This is a genomic window from Bacteroidia bacterium (genome assembly GCA_020852255.1).
Taxonomy (GTDB): Bacteria; Bacteroidota; Bacteroidia; order JADZBD01; family JADZBD01; genus JADZBD01.
This window is the reverse complement of sequence record JADZBD010000014.1, coordinates 30109-47683: the sequence shown is the minus strand read 5'-3', so window position 1 is coordinate 47683 and position 17575 is coordinate 30109. Positions and strand designations below refer to the sequence as shown.

The 17575-nt window shown below is 47.2% G+C and carries 13 protein-coding genes; 3 read left to right on the top strand and 10 right to left on the bottom strand.

The genetic code is table 11. The annotated features are described in order from the left end of the window. The 9 genes from IT233_07645 to IT233_07605 form a co-directional block, all read right to left on the bottom strand. Positions 1–1998, bottom strand: a 1998-nt coding sequence (locus IT233_07645) for a hypothetical protein (protein ID MCC7302497.1), incomplete at its 3' end; no start/stop codon positions are given. A gap of 121 nt (positions 1999–2119) precedes the next feature. Beyond that, a complete protein-coding gene (locus tag IT233_07640; GenBank protein ID MCC7302496.1) occupies positions 2120–2626 on the bottom strand; it encodes a DUF2480 family protein in 507 nt (168 codons plus the stop codon). Between the two features lies 1 nt (position 2627). Further along, positions 2628–2957, bottom strand: coding sequence for a DUF59 domain-containing protein (locus IT233_07635; protein MCC7302495.1), 330 nt, complete (start codon positions 2955–2957; stop codon positions 2628–2630). A gap of 1 nt (position 2958) precedes the next feature. Beyond that, positions 2959–3381, bottom strand: coding sequence for a SufE family protein (locus IT233_07630; protein MCC7302494.1), 423 nt, complete (start codon positions 3379–3381; stop codon positions 2959–2961). Then, the gene (locus IT233_07625; GenBank protein MCC7302493.1) at positions 3378–4607 is read right to left on the bottom strand and encodes a SufS family cysteine desulfurase; all 1230 of its coding nucleotides are present in this window, start codon (positions 4605–4607) and stop codon (positions 3378–3380) included. The genes IT233_07630 and IT233_07625 overlap by 4 nt, the downstream gene beginning before the upstream one ends. Next, entirely contained in the window at positions 4600–5895 is a 1296-nt protein-coding gene (gene sufD / locus IT233_07620; GenBank protein ID MCC7302492.1) for a Fe-S cluster assembly protein SufD, read from the bottom strand. Before sufD ends, IT233_07625 begins: the two co-directional genes overlap by 8 nt. Next, complete coding sequence (gene sufC, locus IT233_07615) at positions 5876–6640, bottom strand: Fe-S cluster assembly ATPase SufC (protein ID MCC7302491.1); 765 nt, start codon at positions 6638–6640, stop codon at positions 5876–5878. Before sufC ends, sufD begins: the two co-directional genes overlap by 20 nt. A 55-nt stretch (positions 6641–6695) precedes the next feature. Next, a complete protein-coding gene (gene sufB / locus IT233_07610) occupies positions 6696–8156 on the bottom strand; it encodes a Fe-S cluster assembly protein SufB (GenBank protein MCC7302490.1) in 1461 nt (486 codons plus the stop codon). 29 nt (positions 8157–8185) lie between these two features. After that, positions 8186–8512, bottom strand: a complete 327-nt coding sequence (locus IT233_07605) for an iron-sulfur cluster assembly accessory protein (GenBank protein ID MCC7302489.1) — start codon at positions 8510–8512, stop codon at positions 8186–8188. Positions 8513–8613: 101 nt separating this feature from the next. Between IT233_07605 and IT233_07600 the strand changes: the two genes are divergently transcribed. Continuing rightward, the gene (locus IT233_07600) at positions 8614–9666 is read left to right on the top strand and encodes a T9SS type A sorting domain-containing protein (protein MCC7302488.1); all 1053 of its coding nucleotides are present in this window, start codon (positions 8614–8616) and stop codon (positions 9664–9666) included. 193 nt (positions 9667–9859) lie between these two features. Next, positions 9860–12256 (top strand): S8 family serine peptidase, encoded by a 2397-nt coding sequence (locus IT233_07595; GenBank protein ID MCC7302487.1) that lies wholly within the window; start codon positions 9860–9862, stop codon positions 12254–12256. 77 nt (positions 12257–12333) lie between these two features. Here IT233_07595 and IT233_07590 read toward each other — a convergent pair whose 3' ends face one another. Next, complete coding sequence (locus IT233_07590) at positions 12334–14112, bottom strand: T9SS type A sorting domain-containing protein (protein MCC7302486.1); 1779 nt, start codon at positions 14110–14112, stop codon at positions 12334–12336. Positions 14113–14147: 35 nt separating this feature from the next. Here IT233_07590 and IT233_07585 point away from each other — a divergent pair, with 35 nt between their 5' ends. Further along, positions 14148–17561 carry a SpoIIE family protein phosphatase gene (locus tag IT233_07585; GenBank protein MCC7302485.1) on the top strand — a complete coding sequence of 1138 codons (3414 nt, stop codon included), beginning with the start codon at positions 14148–14150 and terminating at the stop codon, positions 17559–17561. Positions 17562–17575 lie beyond the last annotated feature (14 nt).

Here is a 17575-nt window from a genome sequence, read left to right as displayed (position 1 = left end):
CAAATAATCCTCCACTGTTTTGATTTCGCTGACCCAGGAGGGGAGGCCGGTGGGAAGGGGTGGCAGAAGATCGGCTTCAAGATCGCGTTTGAAGGAATCCTTGTATAGGGTTTTGAGCTTTTCGTAAAAGCGCGTGATGGCTTTGGCCGAGAGGGAGGTGGCTGATAACTCCTGCAGCTTTTGCAGACGGGTAAGACCGGGTGCCGATTCCGCATTTAAGGAACGGGCCAGGGTAAGGGCAAGTTCCTTGGATACCCGGCTCGTGAACTCTTTGGTACCCGCCAGGGCGAACGAGAGCGACTGGTAACCTCCCTTGAGTATATTCTTCCCTCCAACAGCTATCATCAGGTAATTGCTCTGCTGCACGATATCCTCAAAGCCCGGAGGCAGATCTGCTCCCAGTGTATTGACCAACAGATTGCCTGTTGCGTTGGCCACTTCAAAGGCGATCCAGGCCCTGCGGGTCCACGTCACCGCCTTGAAAAATGCCAGAGGAGCCGAAACCAGCGTCACCAGGTCGCCGGCCACTCCTCCCATACGAAGCATGTCGTGATTAAACTGCTTATCGTATGCATACTTTAAAAACACCGCCGGTACCACCATGGGAAGGCCGTTCTCCGCTCCTCCTTCGGCAAAGGCGGGCAGCTCACACTGCGAGGTGAATAACACAGGCTCAAAGTATTCCAGCTCCACGGGTGGTTCGCTGTTATAGGATACATAGTAGGTGGGTAAGTTGCTGTTGACCGGGGAGTTGACCTGTACTTGGCTAACCCTGCCTGTACTCACCTTCACCTTTCCGTTTCCCGTAAGATTCACCATGTACTGTAATTGCCCTATTTCCGGGGTCAGCAGCCAGCGCTCGTTCCAGATAAAATGCCGCCGGCCGATCTCCTCTTCGGTAAGCAGACGGGTAAGCTGTTCGGAAAAGCCGGGCATTTGCTGCAGGCGATCCGTGAGCGATCGCATCAGTAAAGCGTAGTTATCACCGTCGGTACGGCTGATGAGCCGCTCCAGCAGCGGGGTCTGGTCCGAACGGTCGCCGGGGTAACGGGGATCGGCATTCATCACCGAAGGCTGCGCCAGGGCCGTGAACAGACTCTGTAATTGCTCTGCGGGAGTGTGGGAAAGAATGCGGATAACAAACTCCTCTTCCTTTGGCTGGTATTGTCCCCCGCCGCTCATCTCCTCTCCGGCAAACACGCTCAGGCAATGCAAACGCTCCTGAAGTGTGAGTATTTTATAATCCGGTCCGCCGGGTGTAAAATACCGGAAGATCCCGCTTAAGCCCTCCGATGTATATGTGTCCGGGATGCGCGACCGCAGGTTAACCTTCACTGCAGTTTCCCTGAAAAGCTCGGCATAGGCCAGTGCCAGGTTATCGTTAAAAAGATCTGCCCCGTATTGATTCCTCACCCGGCAGCGTTCCAGGTATCCGGTATGTACTTCGTTAAAAAAAGGCGGCGTTGGTAAGGAAGCCGGACGATGAGCATAATGCAGGGTGAGATAGTAATTGGCGGCACCTGCTCCTGAAAATACCGCATGATAGCGTGCCATGCTGACCAAAATCACCGGGCGTCCGAGCATGTCCGAAAGGGCAGACTTCATCCAGGCTCCTGTCTTTTTCTGGATGGTTCTGAGAGAATCAATAACCGAATGCTCTGAATACCACTTGCCGCCACCGAACAGACTGTCAGCGCTCATTTTTCCATCGGCTGAATGGGCAATGTGCACATCAAAATACTCCATGAAAACGAAGTAGCATTCGATGCCGTAATGTTCATATACCCATTGCAGGCGGGCATTGATGCTGTCGGCTGTTTCCTGAAGCTGCAAAAACTGCCTTCCCGATACCACATCAAAATTCTCAAAACGGACTTCTGTACTCAATGGATTGGTCCGCAGCAGGAAATTACCCGAGGCCGGTCCGTTAAAAGGAGAAGAGGCGGCAACAAACTTTACCGCCATGAGCAATCCCATAAAAAGCAATCGCTTTTTCACAAAAGCGAAGGAGCAAAAGATTTTTTACCCGGCAAGGGCACGTGTGGTTCTATTTTAGAACCAACACGAGGCAAAGATGTAATGCTGGAAATCTCAACTTCAATTTTTCCGGCGCAGTAACCTATTTTCTTTTGAACAAAGGAACAGTGGAGCAGGCTTCACCGTACATAATGGACTGCGCCACCGGAGCCAACAGACGGGTAATCTCCACGTAGGCACTTTCAGGAACCGGAACTTTACCGCAGCCCTTTATCACCACCTTTGCGTTTTGGTAACGGGAAATATCTGTTCTCCCAAGCGCCTCCAGAAAAAGCGCTGTTTCCAGTTGCCCGGCATCACCGAAAACGAACGACCTGGCGAACGGATGAATCGCAAGAGCAATGAGCATATATGCCCAGGTGGGAACAATGGCGTCTGCTGAACAGGTAATAGCAACATATTTGTTCCGGTAAACAGACCAATCGTGCCCCTTTACGGTTTCTCTGAATTCTTTTTCCCTTAGTAGCTGTCCCTGAAAAAGAAAAGGCTGAATATCCAAAACCGCTCTTTCTCCTTCCAGGCGTAACTCCTCGAGCCTGATCTCTGTGAGTCCGGCGGCCTCCACTCTGTTTATGATCTCGCTTTCCATTTTACATAAATCCCAACTCTACCTGTGCCACCTCACTCATCATTTCCTTTTCCCACGGCGGCTCAAAGGTTACCCTCACCTTGGCTGATTTGATCCCCGGTATGGCTCTCAGCTTATCTTCCACATCCGGAGGAAGAACTTCTGCCACGGGACAAGAGGGAGAGGTAAGTGTCATAACCACTTCCAGATCTTTTTCGTCATTTATATTGATCTCATAGATAAGCCCCAGTTCCCAGATGTCAACAGGAATTTCCGGATCGAAGCAGGTTTTGATCATATCAATGACATTTTGCGTCATTTGCGGATCATTGGATGTGATTACGGTATGCATATTAAACTTTTGCTTTATAGGCGAGTGCGTCCAGTTTCATTTGTTTGATCATACTAACCAGTCCGTTGGCACGGGTAGGAGATAAATGCTCTTTCAGTCCGATGCTGTTCACCACATTCAAGGGCGCATTCACGATTTCATCGGGCGTATTTCCCGAAAGCAACCGGACCATCATGGCCACGATTCCCTTGGGAATGGCCGCATCGCTGTCGGCCTTAAAAAAAACCTTTCCGTTGCGGAATTCCGACAACAACCATACCCGGCTCTGGCATCCCTTGATCAGGAATTCTTCCTTTTTTTCCTCATCCCTCAGCGGTGGCATATCCTTGCCCATACTAATAATATGTTCATAGCGCGCCTCCCAGTCGTTGCCAAGCAATTCAAACTCATCCAGCAAATCCTTTTCTGTAGCGGCTATACTCATGAAAGCATTTTTTGAACCTTTCCGAGTCCTTCCACGAGTGCATCCACCTCAGAAAATGTATTATACACACCAAAAGAGATCCGGACTGTGCCCTGTATACCAAAGCGGCTCATCAGCGGCTGAGTACAATGGTGTCCGGTTCTTACAGCAATTCCGAGTTTATCCAGGATCATTCCCGCATCATACGGGTGAATGCCCTCCATAATCAGGGAGATAACCCCTGCTTTCTGCGGGGCATTTCCCAGTATTCTGATCCCGGGCAGTTTCTCCAGCTGTTGCGTAGCATACTCCATTAATTCCTGTTCATGCGCTTCGATGGCCATGCATCCTATGCCGTTCATCCAGTCAAGCGCTGCCTTCATGCCAATTCCTCCTTCAATATTCGGAGTTCCTGCTTCAAAGCGCAGCGGCAGTTCGGCATATTCCGTCCGCTCGAAGCTCACGGTTTTGATGGTACCACCGCCCACCTGATAGTTCGGCAACTTTTCCAGCCACGCTTCCTTACCATAGAGTACGCCTACTCCCGTGGGTCCATACGCTTTATGTGCGCTGAAGCAGTAGAAATCCGCATCAAGATCCCTTACGTCCACTTTCATGTGAGGTACTGCCTGCGCGCCGTCTACCAGTACCGGTATATTCTTCGCATGGGCCATACGGATCATTTCCTTTAGGGGGTTAACGGTTCCGAGGGTATTAGAAACATGAGTTACCGCAACAAAAGAAGGCGATTTCTCCAGCAGTTGCTCATATACATTCATATCCATCTCACCACGTTCAGTAACGGGGATGACCAGCAGTTTCCCCTTTTTCTCCTTCACCATCTTCTGCCAGGGAAGGATATTACTATGGTGTTCCATTTCCGAAACAACGACGCTTCCGCCGGAAGGAAAAATCTCTTTCCCGAACGTATCCGCTACCATGTTTACAGAAGCAGTTGTACCGGCGGTAAATATAATCTCCCGCGAATTCGTAGCATTCAGGTGATCGCGCACCGTGTCTCGGGCTGATTCGTATAAAGCAGTGATCTCCTGGCTCAGTGTATGTACACCCCGGTGAATATTTGCATTCCGCAACCGGTAATATTCATTCATGGCATTGATCACAGCATCCGGTTTCTGGGAAGTAGCGCCAGAATCAAAATACACCAGCGGCTTTGCGTTCACCGTCCGTTGCAGGATGGGGAATTGCGCGCGGATGCGACCAATGTCTAAAGCGGATCTAATCATTTCGCAATTTTTCCTCCATCCGAAGCCTTAAATGATCCTTCAGTGCTTCGTTGCGGACCGTTTCGAGAACATCCTCACAAAATGCACCCAATAGCAGCTTACGCGCACTTTCCTCCCCTATTCCCCTTGAACGGAAATAAAACAATGCCTGTTCATCAAGTTTACCGGTAGAAGAACCGTGGGAACATTTCACGTCATCCGCATAAATTTCAAGCTGGGGTTTTGCATTGATAGAAGCGTCATCGGAAAGCAAAATATTTTTACTGCTCTGGTAGGCATTGGTTTTCTGTGCATCCGGGCGAACATAAATCTTTCCGTTGAAAACACCGGTAGATTTTCCTGTCAGCACTCCCTTATACAGCTGAAAACTTTGCCCGTTCGGAAAGCGATGATCCACCAGTGTGTTATGATCAACGTGCTGCTCCCCTGCGGCAAGAGTAAGCCCGTTGAGGTGAATTTCACTTCCCTCTCCCTGCATGGCAATTCGAAGGTTATTGCGTATCCATTTCCCATCCAGCGTAACCGTGTTGGTATCAAAATGAGAATTGCGTGCCACACCGGCATACAGATGAGAAACATGATGGCAGTCCTTACCCGCCTGCTGCAGAATATAATATTTAAGAGCAGCCGATTCTCTCACAAGAACCTCCGCCATTGAATTCAGCGTAAAGGAGGCAGAAGGATCATTTCCGTGGAAAGACTCAAAGATCTCTGCCTTTGCATTTTTTCCCAGAACAATCAGGTGGCGCGTAAAATACAGCACGTCTGCAGCGGAAGTAAAAACGGACACGATATGCAGCGGCTTTGGCAGCATTATACCCTCCGGGATATGGACAAAGGCGCCTTCCCGCGCGAACATGGTATTCATTGCTGCCAGGGCTTCCGGATAGTTGGAAGCCATGCTGCCGAAGTGCTGTTCCGCACTACCGTTTTTCTCATTCAGCGCATCGCCAAGGGGAAGGATCCGCACCCCGTCGGGAATCCCGTTGAGCAGTGAATCAGCAGGCTGGAAGCGGCCGTTACAGAAAACCATGATCCACGCATCCATTCCCGGGATCAGGAATTCTTTCCGGAAGGCATCAGAGGCAGGAGCTGACTCTGCCAGCTGCAGCCCGCCATGAAAAATTCTGTTTGCCGGAGAATATTTGTAATCCTCGCTTTGCTTTCCGGGAATGCCAAGTGAATCAAACACCTCCTTTGCTTTTCCGCGTACCGCGGTCACCGGAAGTCCGCCGGGAACCATCCTGTTCGCCGGCCAGTTCTGAATGTTATGCTCCAACCTGCTCACCGCTTTGCTTTCTGATGTTATCGTATCCTTCTTTTTCCAGTTGCAGGGCCAGTTCTTTGGGGCCCGACTTTACGATTCGACCGTCGTACATTACATGTACCACATCCGGCACAATGTAATCCAGTAATCGCTGGTAATGGGTGATTACTAAAAAGGACCGGTCTTTTGAACGCAGTTTATTTACTCCATTGGCTACAATGCGCAGCGCATCAATATCCAGCCCGGAGTCGGTTTCGTCGAGGATCGCCATTTTCGGTTCCAGCATAGCCATCTGGAATATTTCATTTCTTTTTTTCTCTCCTCCACTGAATCCTTCGTTCACGCTTCGGTTGGCGAGCGTTCCCTGCAACTCTACAAGGGCCTGCTTTTCTTTCACGCGTTTGAGGAACGTAGCCGCATCCATAGGACCCTCTCCGCGATAGGCGCGGATTTCGTTGAGGGCGGTCTTAAGAAAATTAATGTTGCTCACCCCCGGAATTTCCACCGGGTACTGAAAAGCAAGAAACAGGCCTTCCCTCGCCCTGTCTTCTGCTGACAATTCCAGCAAATCCTTTCCCAGAAACATAACTTTCCCCCCACTGATTTCATAATCCTCTTTCCCCGCCAATACACTGGCCAGGGTGCTTTTCCCTGAACCATTGGGTCCCATAATCGCATGAACCTCTCCGGGTTTTATCTCGAGTGAAAACCCTTTCAGGATTTCTCTGCCCGGAATACCTGCATGTAAATTCTCAATTTTTAGCATTTCCCTACTTTTTTGTCGTTCATTAATCGTTGATCTTTCCCCATGAACCAGTGCGTTACCCCACCGAACCTTCCAGTGACACAGCCAGTAATTTTTGTGCCTCCACGGCAAATTCCATTGGAAGCTGGTTCAACACTTCCTTGCAGTAACCGTTCACGATCAGCGCCACCGCTTTTTCCGTATCGATGCCTCTCTGCTTGCAGTAAAAGATCTGATCTTCCCCTATTTTACTGGTTGTGGCTTCGTGCTCCATTACAGCAGATTTATCTCTGATCTCGATATAAGGAAAAGTATGCGCGCCACATTTATCTCCCATCAGAAGGGAATCACATTGAGAAAAGTTTCGTGCATTTTTCGCACCCTTACTTACCCGCACCAATCCGCGGTAACTGTTTTGGGAGAAACCGGCGGAGATCCCTTTAGAAACAATGGTGCTTCGCGTGTTTTTCCCGAGGTGAATCATTTTTGTTCCCGTATCCGCCTGCTGATAATTATTCGTAACTGCCACCGAATAAAACTCGCCCACACTATTATCACCTTTCAGGATCACCCCCGGATACTTCCATGTAATGGCGGAACCGGTTTCAACCTGCGTCCAGGAAATCTTTGAATTCTCTCCCAGGCAAATACCCCTTTTGGTTACGAAGTTAAATACCCCACCTTTCCCATCTTTATCGCCGGGATACCAGTTCTGGACAGTAGAATATTTCACTTCTCCGTTCCGGTGGGCTACAATCTCAACCACCGCAGCGTGAAGCTGGTTTTCATCGCGCATCGGAGCAGTACAGCCTTCCAGGTAAGAAACATACGCTCCCTCATCGGCAATAATCAGTGTTCGCTCAAACTGCCCGGTACCCGCCGAATTGATACGGAAATAGGTAGAAAGTTCCATAGGGCAACGCACTCCCTTCGGAATATAACAGAAGGAGCCATCGGAAAACACCGCTGCGTTGAGAGCTGCATAAAAATTATCCGTGTAGGGCACTACAGACCCCATATACTGTTTCACCAGTTCCGGATGCTCCTGAACCGCTTCGGAGAAAGAACAGAAAATGATTCCCTTTTCAGCCAGGGTTTCCTTGAATGTGGTTTTAACGGACACGCTGTCAATCACCGCATCCACGGCAATGGTGGATTCCACACCCGACAGCCGCTTTTGTTCCTCGAGCGAAATTCCCAGCTTCTCAAACGTTTTCAGAAGCTCAGGATCCACCTCGTCCAGACTCGACAACTGTTTTTTGGGTTTTGGGGCAGCGTAATAAATGATATCCTGGAAATTTACCGATTTGAAATTCAGATTCGGCCAATGCTTTGGTTCCTTCAGGGTTTTCCAGTACGCAAATGCTTTGAGACGATTCTCCAGCATCCATGCCGGTTCCTTCTTTTTTGCGGAGATAAATCGAATGATGTCTTCATTCAGCCCCCTGGGAGCAGTTTCTGTATCAATATCGGAAGTGAACCCATATTTATACTCCGACGAGATATGTTCTTCTAATATTTTATCGCTGTCAGCCATATTCGGAAATAAAAAGTGTGTAGGTCAGATCAGACAGAAAATGATTCTCCGCAACCGCAGGTTCTGGAGGCATTGGGGTTATTAAATACAAATCCCTTCCCGTTGAGTCCGCCGCTGAAATCCAGTTCGGTTCCAACGAGATAAAGAAAACTCTTTCGGTCCACTACAATGCGGACACCTTTGTCCTCAAACTCCTGATCTCCCTCCTGCTTCTTGGAGTCAAATTCCAGTTTGTACGACAAGCCGGAACAACCCCCACCGGATACTCCCACGCGGATAAATGTTTCCGGACCGCGGTTCTCTTCCTTGAATAAAGCCAGCGTTTTTTCTTTTGCGCGTTCTGAGACAGTGATCATTTTCCTTGATTTTCAGATGTTTAAACCATTAATCTTATTTAGATTCATTCTAAATACCGAACAAAGGTAACTAAAAATAGGTATATTTGAAAAAAAAGCAAATGAGGCTCTACATTTCTATTCTCCTGACATCCATGTGTTTAGTTTCCTTCTCTCAAGTCTTCAACAGCCCGGAAAGCGTGGAGTACGATCAGACGAACGGCCGCTGGCTGGTAGGTCAGAATGGTTCCGGGGAGATCCATATAATCAGTCCGCTCTCGAACACTTTGATTCCTTTTGCAACCGGAATAGCCAGCGGACCCCATGGACTGGAGGTGTTAGGAAATGTACTCTATGTATGTGATGGTTCGCGCATTCTTGGTTACGACCTCAGCTCGGCAAATCAGGTTTTCAATGTCAACACCGGCGCGGCGTTTCTGAACGGACTCACCTCTGACGGAGGGAATTTTTTATTTGCCACGGATTTTACCAATAAGCGCATTTACCGGATCAATGTGAGTAACGGAACATTTAATATTATGGTTACCACCACTTACACTCCGAATGGGATCATTTATGATGCACCGAATAACCGCTGTGTTTTTGTAAACTGGGGAACCAGCGCGCGGGTGCAGGCCATGAGCATGACAGATTCCACTGTTACAACACTGTATACCAACACCGTTTCCAATATAGACGGTATCACCAGAGATCCGGCGGGATACTGGTATATCACTACCTGGGGCGGCAATGCCTTACGGCGGTTTGATCCTGCTTTTTCCGCAGCGCCGGTTTCTGTAATGACCGGGCTTTCTTCACCGGCAGATATTGACATCAGCTCGGCAGGAGATTCCATTGGTATTCCTAACTCGGGTACACTGAACAACGTGGTATTTTATACTAACATCACCACCTCTGTCGCAGAAAACGCATCTTCTTCTGTTGTCCTATATCCCAACCCCGCTGAAGACGTTCTTACTATTCTGCTGGACGAACCGGTGTTAAACGGCAAATTGGAGCTATATGATGTCTGCGGAAATCAACTGCTGTTACAAACCGTGAATGGTTTCCAATTCCGTCTGGATCGCGGAACCTTGCCGGCCGGTATGTACATAGTCAAACTACTGTCATTTGAAAACCGGCTGCTCTATACTGGACGCGCCGTGCTGAAGTAAAAACGCGACAATTACTCGTTTACATTGTAAAACATTGTATATCAAATGTTTGTTGCCTTGCGCTACCTTATACTTCCCACTTAAATTCAGACTTTTACAGATAAGGAATCTGAAAATTTGCGATTTGCCGACGAATTTACCAAATTGCATATCTGAACCAATAAGACCAATCGATTAACCAAACCAAACCCCTATGAAAAAGACAGGACTACTCATTCTAAGTTTCGTGCTGTGTTGCGGCTTAGCCCTGGCTCAAAACGCCTTTCCCGGATACCAGGACGGAAAAGTCTGGTTTAAACTGAAGGATTCGCATCCGGTGATGAAAACCAAAGGCGAGAATCCATGGAGCATTCCCATGGATCAGCTTCCTTTCGTAGCCAAAGTGACGAAAAATTTCCAGATCACAAAGTTAATGAAGCCTTTCTTCGCGCTTAAGAACGACGGAAAGCTGCAACGAACCTACGAGATTCATTTTACAGACATCTATAATGCTAAAATGATCGTGGAGATCATCAATGCATTGCCTGAGATTGAATATGCCGAACTGGTTCCCTATGATAAGATTGATCTGACTCCGAATGATCCTTCCTATCCCAGCAATCTGTGGCACCTGACCAAGATCAATGCTGCAGGGGCATGGAATTATTTTTCTGCCGGCTCTACCCGTAAAGTAGCCATTGTGGATAATGCCGTTCAGCGTACCCATACCGATCTCAGCGCCAACATCTGGGTTAATCCGGGTGAAATTGCAAATAACGGCGTGGACGACGATGGCAATGGTTACATTGACGACATCAACGGATATGATGTAGCAGATAACGATAATAACCCGAACCCTCCCAATACTTCTTTTGATCATGGCACACATTGCTCCGGAGCCGCTTCTGCAACCACCAATAACGGAACCGGTATTGCAGCCATTGGCTGGAGCACTAAAATTGTTGCGGTAAAAGCAACCGGGGATGCAGACAGTCCCACTTCTGTTACTGCAGGTTACACCGGAATATCTTATGCTGCTTCTATTGGTGCTGATGTTATTTCTCTCTCCTGGGGAGGTACTTCCTCTTCCCAAAGTGCGCAGAATGTAATCAACGCCGCCTGGAATGCCGGTTGCGTGATCGTTGCTGCCGCCGGTAACAGCGGGGTGAATCAAAACCACTATCCGGCCGCTTATACAAACGTTATCGCTGTTGCTTCTACAACAAGCACTGATGCAAAATCCAGTTTTTCAAATTATGGAGCCTGGGTAGACGTGAGTGCTCCCGGTAGCAGCATTTATAGTACTATTCCGAATAACACGTATGTTTCCATGTCCGGAACATCCATGGCTACACCTATTGTAGCCGGATTGCTGGGACTGATGAAATCGCTGAATCCGACGATATCTAAAACTGCGTTAATAAATTGCCTTACGAGTACATGTGACAACATTAATGCACAGAATCCAAGTTACATAGGAATGCTTGGGGCAGGAAGGATCAACGCGAACAATGCCATGGCATGTATTTCAAGTACGCTGAGCGCACCACCGGTAGCGGCCTGCTCCGCAAGTCCGACTACTGCTTGTACGGGTCAAACCATCCAGTTGACAGACAATAGCACAAATGGTCCTACCAGCTGGAGTTGGAGTATGCCCGGCGGATCACCTTCTTCATCTACGGTGCAGAATCCAACCGTTAGTTACGCCAGTGCAGGCACGTATACCATCACACTCACAGCAACCAATTCTTACGGCTCAAGTACTTCTACCACAACAGTGGTTGTTTCGAATTCCGGTCTCACTTTGCCATTCACGGAAGGATTCCAGAACACTACCTTCCTTCCTACCGGCTGGCAACCTATGGACGCCGGAAACGACGGATTGTACTGGTCGCGCAATGCCACCGTTGGCCAGGCGAGCACCGCCAGTGCCATGTATGACAATTACAACCTTGACGCTAACGGCACCCGCGACGAAATGCGAACTCCCAAGTTGAACCTCACTACTTTGTCGGCTTGCACATTAACCTTCTGGGTGGCCTACGCACGTTATGGCTTGTACCAAAGTGTAATGTATTCCGATACACTGGAGGTAAAAGTATCTACCAACTGCGGACAAACCTGGACCCAGGTTTACCTGAAGGGAGGAAACACACTTTCCACCAACGGACAAGTGGATGTGCAAAACGCCATCTTCGTTCCGACCTCCAACCAATGGAGACAGGAAACAGTGATACTGACGCCCTATGTGGGTAATAACGTGATGGTGTCCTTCATCAACCGCGGACGTTACGGACAGGCGATTTATGTTGACAATATCAACATTACCGGAACACTGGTGGGACTTGATGAATATCATTTCGGTGATTTCAATCTTTATCCGAATCCGAATAACGGAGAATTTGATGTGATGTTCGAAACCGGAAATACGGATGATTATACTGTGGAGATCCTGAATTCTATAGGACAAGTAATTGCTTCCGAGCAGCTCACTTCCTTCAGCGGGCAATATAACCGCCATTTCAATATTTCTGAATACGGCAAGGGAGTATATCTGCTCGCCATCCGGAACAAGGAGAATAAGATGGTAAAACGTCTAATTGTATTCTGAGTTTTTTTCGCATCCCCATCCGCCGCAAGGCGGACAGAACAACCCTCGCAGCAATGCGGGGGTTGTTTGTTTAATGACTACCTGGAAATAGTAATCTTATTATACTGCCAACCCTTTTCGGTGGAGATTCCAAGAATGTAAATTCCGGGGGGCAAGCTTGAAATATCAATGGAGAAGTTGGTGCTCTCACCGGCTAAATGCATAATTGCTCTCCCGGAAAGATCCAGCACTTTAAGCGTGTGCAGTTTTGAAGAACTTTCAATATAGATCATTTCTGTAGCCGGATTGGGAAATACCCTTATGAATTCATCCGCAGGAGATTCCTGCCAGCCGATTCCTATTCCCAATTGCTCCAGATCTTCATGAAAAGATTCATAAAACTGAATGGTAATAAATGGATCGTGAATGATCAGCACATTTTCGTCATTCTTGGTTTCTGCTGCCGTAGTCCAGTTGTATGAGCCGGTGATTACTGTGGGATCCGAAAGCGTATCCCACGGATCAATGATCAGGTACTTGTGATGAAACAAGTGAGAAGCATTGTGAAACAACACCTGGCCCGGTATCACCGTGTTGAGCGTGTCATCCGCATCATACGGTACGCTGAACTGATCCATGATACCCAACACATAGTTTCCTACAGCCGGCACCCTATTATTAATAGCAGATGCTACCGGGATCCGGGTGAAGGCATAGACACCAAAGAACAAGGTATTATCAGCCGAATTAATAGTCCTGATCAATGGTGATTCCACGCTGACAGCAGGAGAAAAATACAACTCCACTACTCTGCCACCTATGATAAAATAATGAATGTTGTTTTCAAATTTTGTAGGGCCGAATCGTGACCTGGTAATGTCCGGTATCGGTCCACTCCCTCCCCACATCTGATTGAATTCCCGGGTATACGCTTTCGCCAATTGTAAATCCTGAACAATGATCACATTATTATGGTCTGTGTTGATTTGCTGATCTTCCCAGTTCATAGAACCTGTCCAAACAAAGGCCTTTGAAGGATCAATATCCAGAGCATCTATGATCATGAATTTTTGATGCATGAGTCCATAGGTTGAAGTAGTAGGACTCACCAGCGTTTGAATGGCCGGGTTAAGAAGTGCGATTCCGCTATTGGTTGATGATCCGTTATAAATCCAACGGATCTGCACTCCCCTGGCAAATGCGTTATTTACGGCGTTCACAATGGAGGAAATATTTCCTGACTGATTAAAATTATAAACAGCAATGTCAAGGCTGGATTGGGAACGGTTGATGTAAGCGATCAGTGTATCATCCAGACCCTGGTTCACATGAAGGGCATGAGGAGGAAATCCAAGAATGGTATCTACAGGGGTGTTAAAATAAGCGATGATCTTTCCGAGCGGGTTGTTTGGAATGGCAAAGATCTCCAGATCGTCCAGACTACAATTCCCAACGGATTTTCTGTAAATAAATTTCAGGTGTTTGCTGGCATTATCTATAGGAAAATGCACCACTGTTGCACTAAGCGGAATGGGAAGAATTGTATCCATAACATTCCACGAAATGCTGTCTGAAGATTCCAGCAACACCAGATAACTCAATGAATCGGTACCGGCACCTTTAAGCCAGAAACGAAGAGAATCTGCATTTTGGAATGCGGGAGAAATAATTTCAGCCTGATCTATTCCTAAGCGGTACGCATTAGGGCCACTGGCACCGGAATAGGTAGTTGACGTGTAATTTCCATGTGAGTTAAAATACCAGCCGGCCGGTGAAGTTGAAGAAGTGCCATCGTAGCTTGTAAAATCCTCGGAAATCAGGGAGCCCGATTGGGAAAAGAGCAAGGATGGAATGAAAAGAAGAAGCAAGATTCGCATCCCTGCAAATGTACAGATTTTTGTATCTTTTCCCCATGAGTTCGCTCAGGAGTGGATTGATCGTGGTCTTATTTATCCTATGGGAAACTTTTTCCATATCCGCCCAGCATAGTATACACATACATAGGTACACCGGGGCAGACGGCTTTGAGCCGATATCCCAATGTATTACTGACAATATGGGGTATACCTGGATGATCTCCGTGGATCGCTCAAGTGACCGTCTGATTCGCTTTAATGGCAGCACTTTTAAAATATACTCGAAACAAACCGGATCACATTGGCTATCCTTCGTCCATGCTGCCTGGAGGGCAAACCGGGATCCCCTACCTATATTCAAAGATTCTGCAGGCTCAGTTTGGATGGGAAGTATGAATGGCGTTTTCAAAATGGTAAATGGAGAACCTGAAAAAATATTTGGCCGTGAAAACGGCATGCCCTCCGACTCGGTTATTTCAATGTGTCTGGACAAACGCGGTGCACTTTGGGTGTTTACCTACAAAGGGCTGGGCAAGTTTTTTCCGGCTGCTAAAAATGGTAAATGGGAACCTGTAGCCCCAGATTTTGATATCAATCCATCAGCCATCATCGACAAGGAAGGGTATGATCCCAATAACCGAAATCCGGTATTTAATCTTGAGCTGGATGAATCAGGACGGATGTGGTGGGGTATTTCCTACAAAGAAAAAAGTGCTTATTCTAAGTGGTGGGTTTGCGAGGATGGAAAAGTAGATTCCGTAATCATTCCTATGCGGTTTAATATTGTTAAGTTCCTTGAAAAAGGGATCTACATCTCTGATTTTAAAAACAAATCCGGCTTTTATGACTTCAAGAAAGGGTTCAGTGAGCTTCCCCTCCCGTTGTATTATCTTGGGGATGATGATGGGGGATACCACTACTTCGCTTCGATTCCGGAAACGGGACCGATGGAATTATATGCTACTCAACAATCCGGTTGGTATCAATTGAATAAAAATAACTTTTTCTCCCTGGGTAAGGTTTCGGGGGGGGGAGATCAGAGCTTTTTCAATTCTGACGTTGGACCCGAAGTCTGGATCTATGATTTTACTCCAGCCTCTACATTCAGCTATGTACTGAAAAACGGTCATGCCTTTGTTCAGGATTCATTATATCCCGGCCTCGAACTCTTCAACTCCCTATGTTATTCGGCAAAACCAGGTGTGATATGGGTTCAAAAAATGCAGAAAACAGAGGGGAAATTGGTCACATTCGAATTGAATCGTGAAAAAATTATTCCACCCGTACCCTGCAATGGTCTTGCTCCACAAGGTGTATCTGCATCCGACTCTTCCCTTTTTACCTTATTGGAGAATAAGCATATTGAAGTTTTTAAATATAAAAACGGAGAGTGGAAGAAAACCGGCTTGGTAAATGGTCAATATGTCTATATCGACGATTCAGGAGGAGTATTTGATACGGATAGTGCCAGGCAATTCCTCCGGTATTATGATCCGAAGGGTAACCTGACGAATGTAAATTCGACCTTCCGGCATTTCTCCGCCAGCCATGGAGGTATCTTCTTTACCGAGAAAAATGACACGGTCTACCGTCATGTAAAGGGCAACAGAGAGATCATTTTGAAAGACCTCCCCGGAGATATCCGGATGATGCAAAGTGCTCCGGACAATGCCTTCTATCTGTTAACGACGGATGAAAAAATTTACTACTGGTCCGGACACAACCGAACTATTCAGGAAGTAAGCGGTTTGCCCGATGGAATTGTGACCCGGTTTCAGGACCTTGGATACACCCTCTTCCTGGTGAAGAATAAAACCCCTTTTTTGGTTCAGCATGGAACAGCTGTTCCGTTAGATACCGTCCGGTTTCCTAACCTGAGGGCCATTTCCTATGTGGCACAGGATCGTAACAACAGGATTTTCTTTCTGGGTAAAGCGGGATCTCCAACCTTCTCAGAAATCTTACTCTACACCAACGGAGAGATCCGGGTACTTCATTTAAATAAACCTTTATCAACAGAAAATATTTCTTTGGCAGATGTTGAACGCGGGTCAAATGAAATCATTCTCTGCTCCGGAACATCGATCTACCGGTATTCCAATGAATACGCGTGCTTCTACTTATTGGGAGATGTAAGCGAAGACATCGGATTTATATGGAAAGCGGTAGTGCATCAGGGTCAGGCTTTCGTAGGTGGATGGGGGCCCAACTTGGTCACTTTCGATCTGGATAAGATCAAACCTAAATTTCCGACATTACACTTTACAACATTGAGTTTGTCGGGTAAAGAATTTCCGGACTCCTTTCCAACCCAATTTCCTTCCGGAGAATCATTTCGAATATCTTATTTGGCCATTGCAGATTTCAACCAGGAGGCGGTACGATATCAAACCCGGATACCGGAAATTGATTCTGCCTGGTCTACACTTACCACAAACCAGGATTTTGATTTTATATCGCTCCCTGCGGGACAGTATACTTTTCAGGTGAGAGCCATGGATCGTTCCATGGTTTGGAGCACGCCCATTCAATTCAAATTTACCATTCTACCTCCCTGGTATTTTACGTGGTGGGCAATAGCATTTTTCACAGCAGGCGGGCTTCTTTTAGTATTAGGAATTGTAAAGTGGAATGGCAGAAGGTTAGAACATGCGAATCGACAGCTTAACCAAAAAATCCAACAGGCTACACAAGAGATCCGGGGACAGAAAGATATCATTGAACATAAGAATAAGGAGATCACCGATTCTATTCTTTACGCACAACGGATCCAACAGGCATTGCTGGCCTCCGCTACCCTGCTTGAAAAAAATCTTCCGCCTCATTTCATTCTCTTTCTCCCAAAAGACATTGTATCCGGAGATTTTTACTGGGCTTTGGAAAAAGAGGGAGATTTCTACCTTGCCGTGTGCGACTCCACCGGTCATGGAGTACCAGGCGCTTTCATGAGCTTGCTGAATATCACCATCATGAACGAAGCTATCATGGAAAAGGATATTCGTTCACCTGAGGAAGTGTTCAACTATACTCGTGAACGATTGCTTTCGCACCTAGCAGCCGATGAAGTGAAAGATGGGATGGATGGGATAATGGTTCGCTTCTCGCGCTCAGGAAAAATTACATACGCTGCGGCCAACAATCCTCCATTGCTAGTGACCGAAAACGGGCTACAGGAACTGGAATATGATAAAATCCCCGTCGGGCGGTCTGAGAAGCTGAACCCCTTCCGGTTGTATACGATAAACGCATCCGGAAAAAGTATTCTCTATCTATTCACTGACGGATATGCCGATCAATTTGGCGGAGAGAAAGGTAAAAAGTTGAAATTCCGAAACTTCTGCACACTCCTCCAGGAAACCTCCTCCCTCACCATGACCGAACAACAGTTAAGGCTTGCGACTTACTTTGAAAAGTGGCGAGGTCCACTGGAACAAATTGACGATGTGTTAGTTATGGGGATTCAGATCTAGTTGCATTATATGGT

Bases quoted from the DNA above. Each gene is read 5' to 3' on its own strand.
- IT233_07635 (MCC7302495.1), bottom strand. From the start codon at position 2,957: ATGCATACCGTAATCACATCCAATGATCCGCAAATGACGCAAAATGTC.
- IT233_07625 (MCC7302493.1), bottom strand. From the start codon at position 4,607: ATGATTAGATCCGCTTTAGACATTGGTCGCATCCGCGCGCAATTCCCC.
- sufC (MCC7302491.1), bottom strand. From the start codon at position 6,640: ATGCTAAAAATTGAGAATTTACATGCAGGTATTCCGGGCAGAGAAATC.
- IT233_07640 (MCC7302496.1), bottom strand. From the start codon at position 2,626: ATGGAAAGCGAGATCATAAACAGAGTGGAGGCCGCCGGACTCACAGAG.
- sufB (MCC7302490.1), bottom strand. From the start codon at position 8,156: ATGGCTGACAGCGATAAAATATTAGAAGAACATATCTCGTCGGAGTAT.
- IT233_07600 (MCC7302488.1), top strand. From the start codon at position 8,614: ATGAGGCTCTACATTTCTATTCTCCTGACATCCATGTGTTTAGTTTCC.
- IT233_07595 (MCC7302487.1), top strand. From the start codon at position 9,860: ATGAAAAAGACAGGACTACTCATTCTAAGTTTCGTGCTGTGTTGCGGC.
- IT233_07590 (MCC7302486.1), bottom strand. From the start codon at position 14,112: ATGCGAATCTTGCTTCTTCTTTTCATTCCATCCTTGCTCTTTTCCCAA.
- IT233_07605 (MCC7302489.1), bottom strand. From the start codon at position 8,512: ATGATCACTGTCTCAGAACGCGCAAAAGAAAAAACGCTGGCTTTATTC.
- IT233_07585 (MCC7302485.1), top strand. From the start codon at position 14,148: ATGAGTTCGCTCAGGAGTGGATTGATCGTGGTCTTATTTATCCTATGG.
- IT233_07630 (MCC7302494.1), bottom strand. From the start codon at position 3,381: ATGAGTATAGCCGCTACAGAAAAGGATTTGCTGGATGAGTTTGAATTG.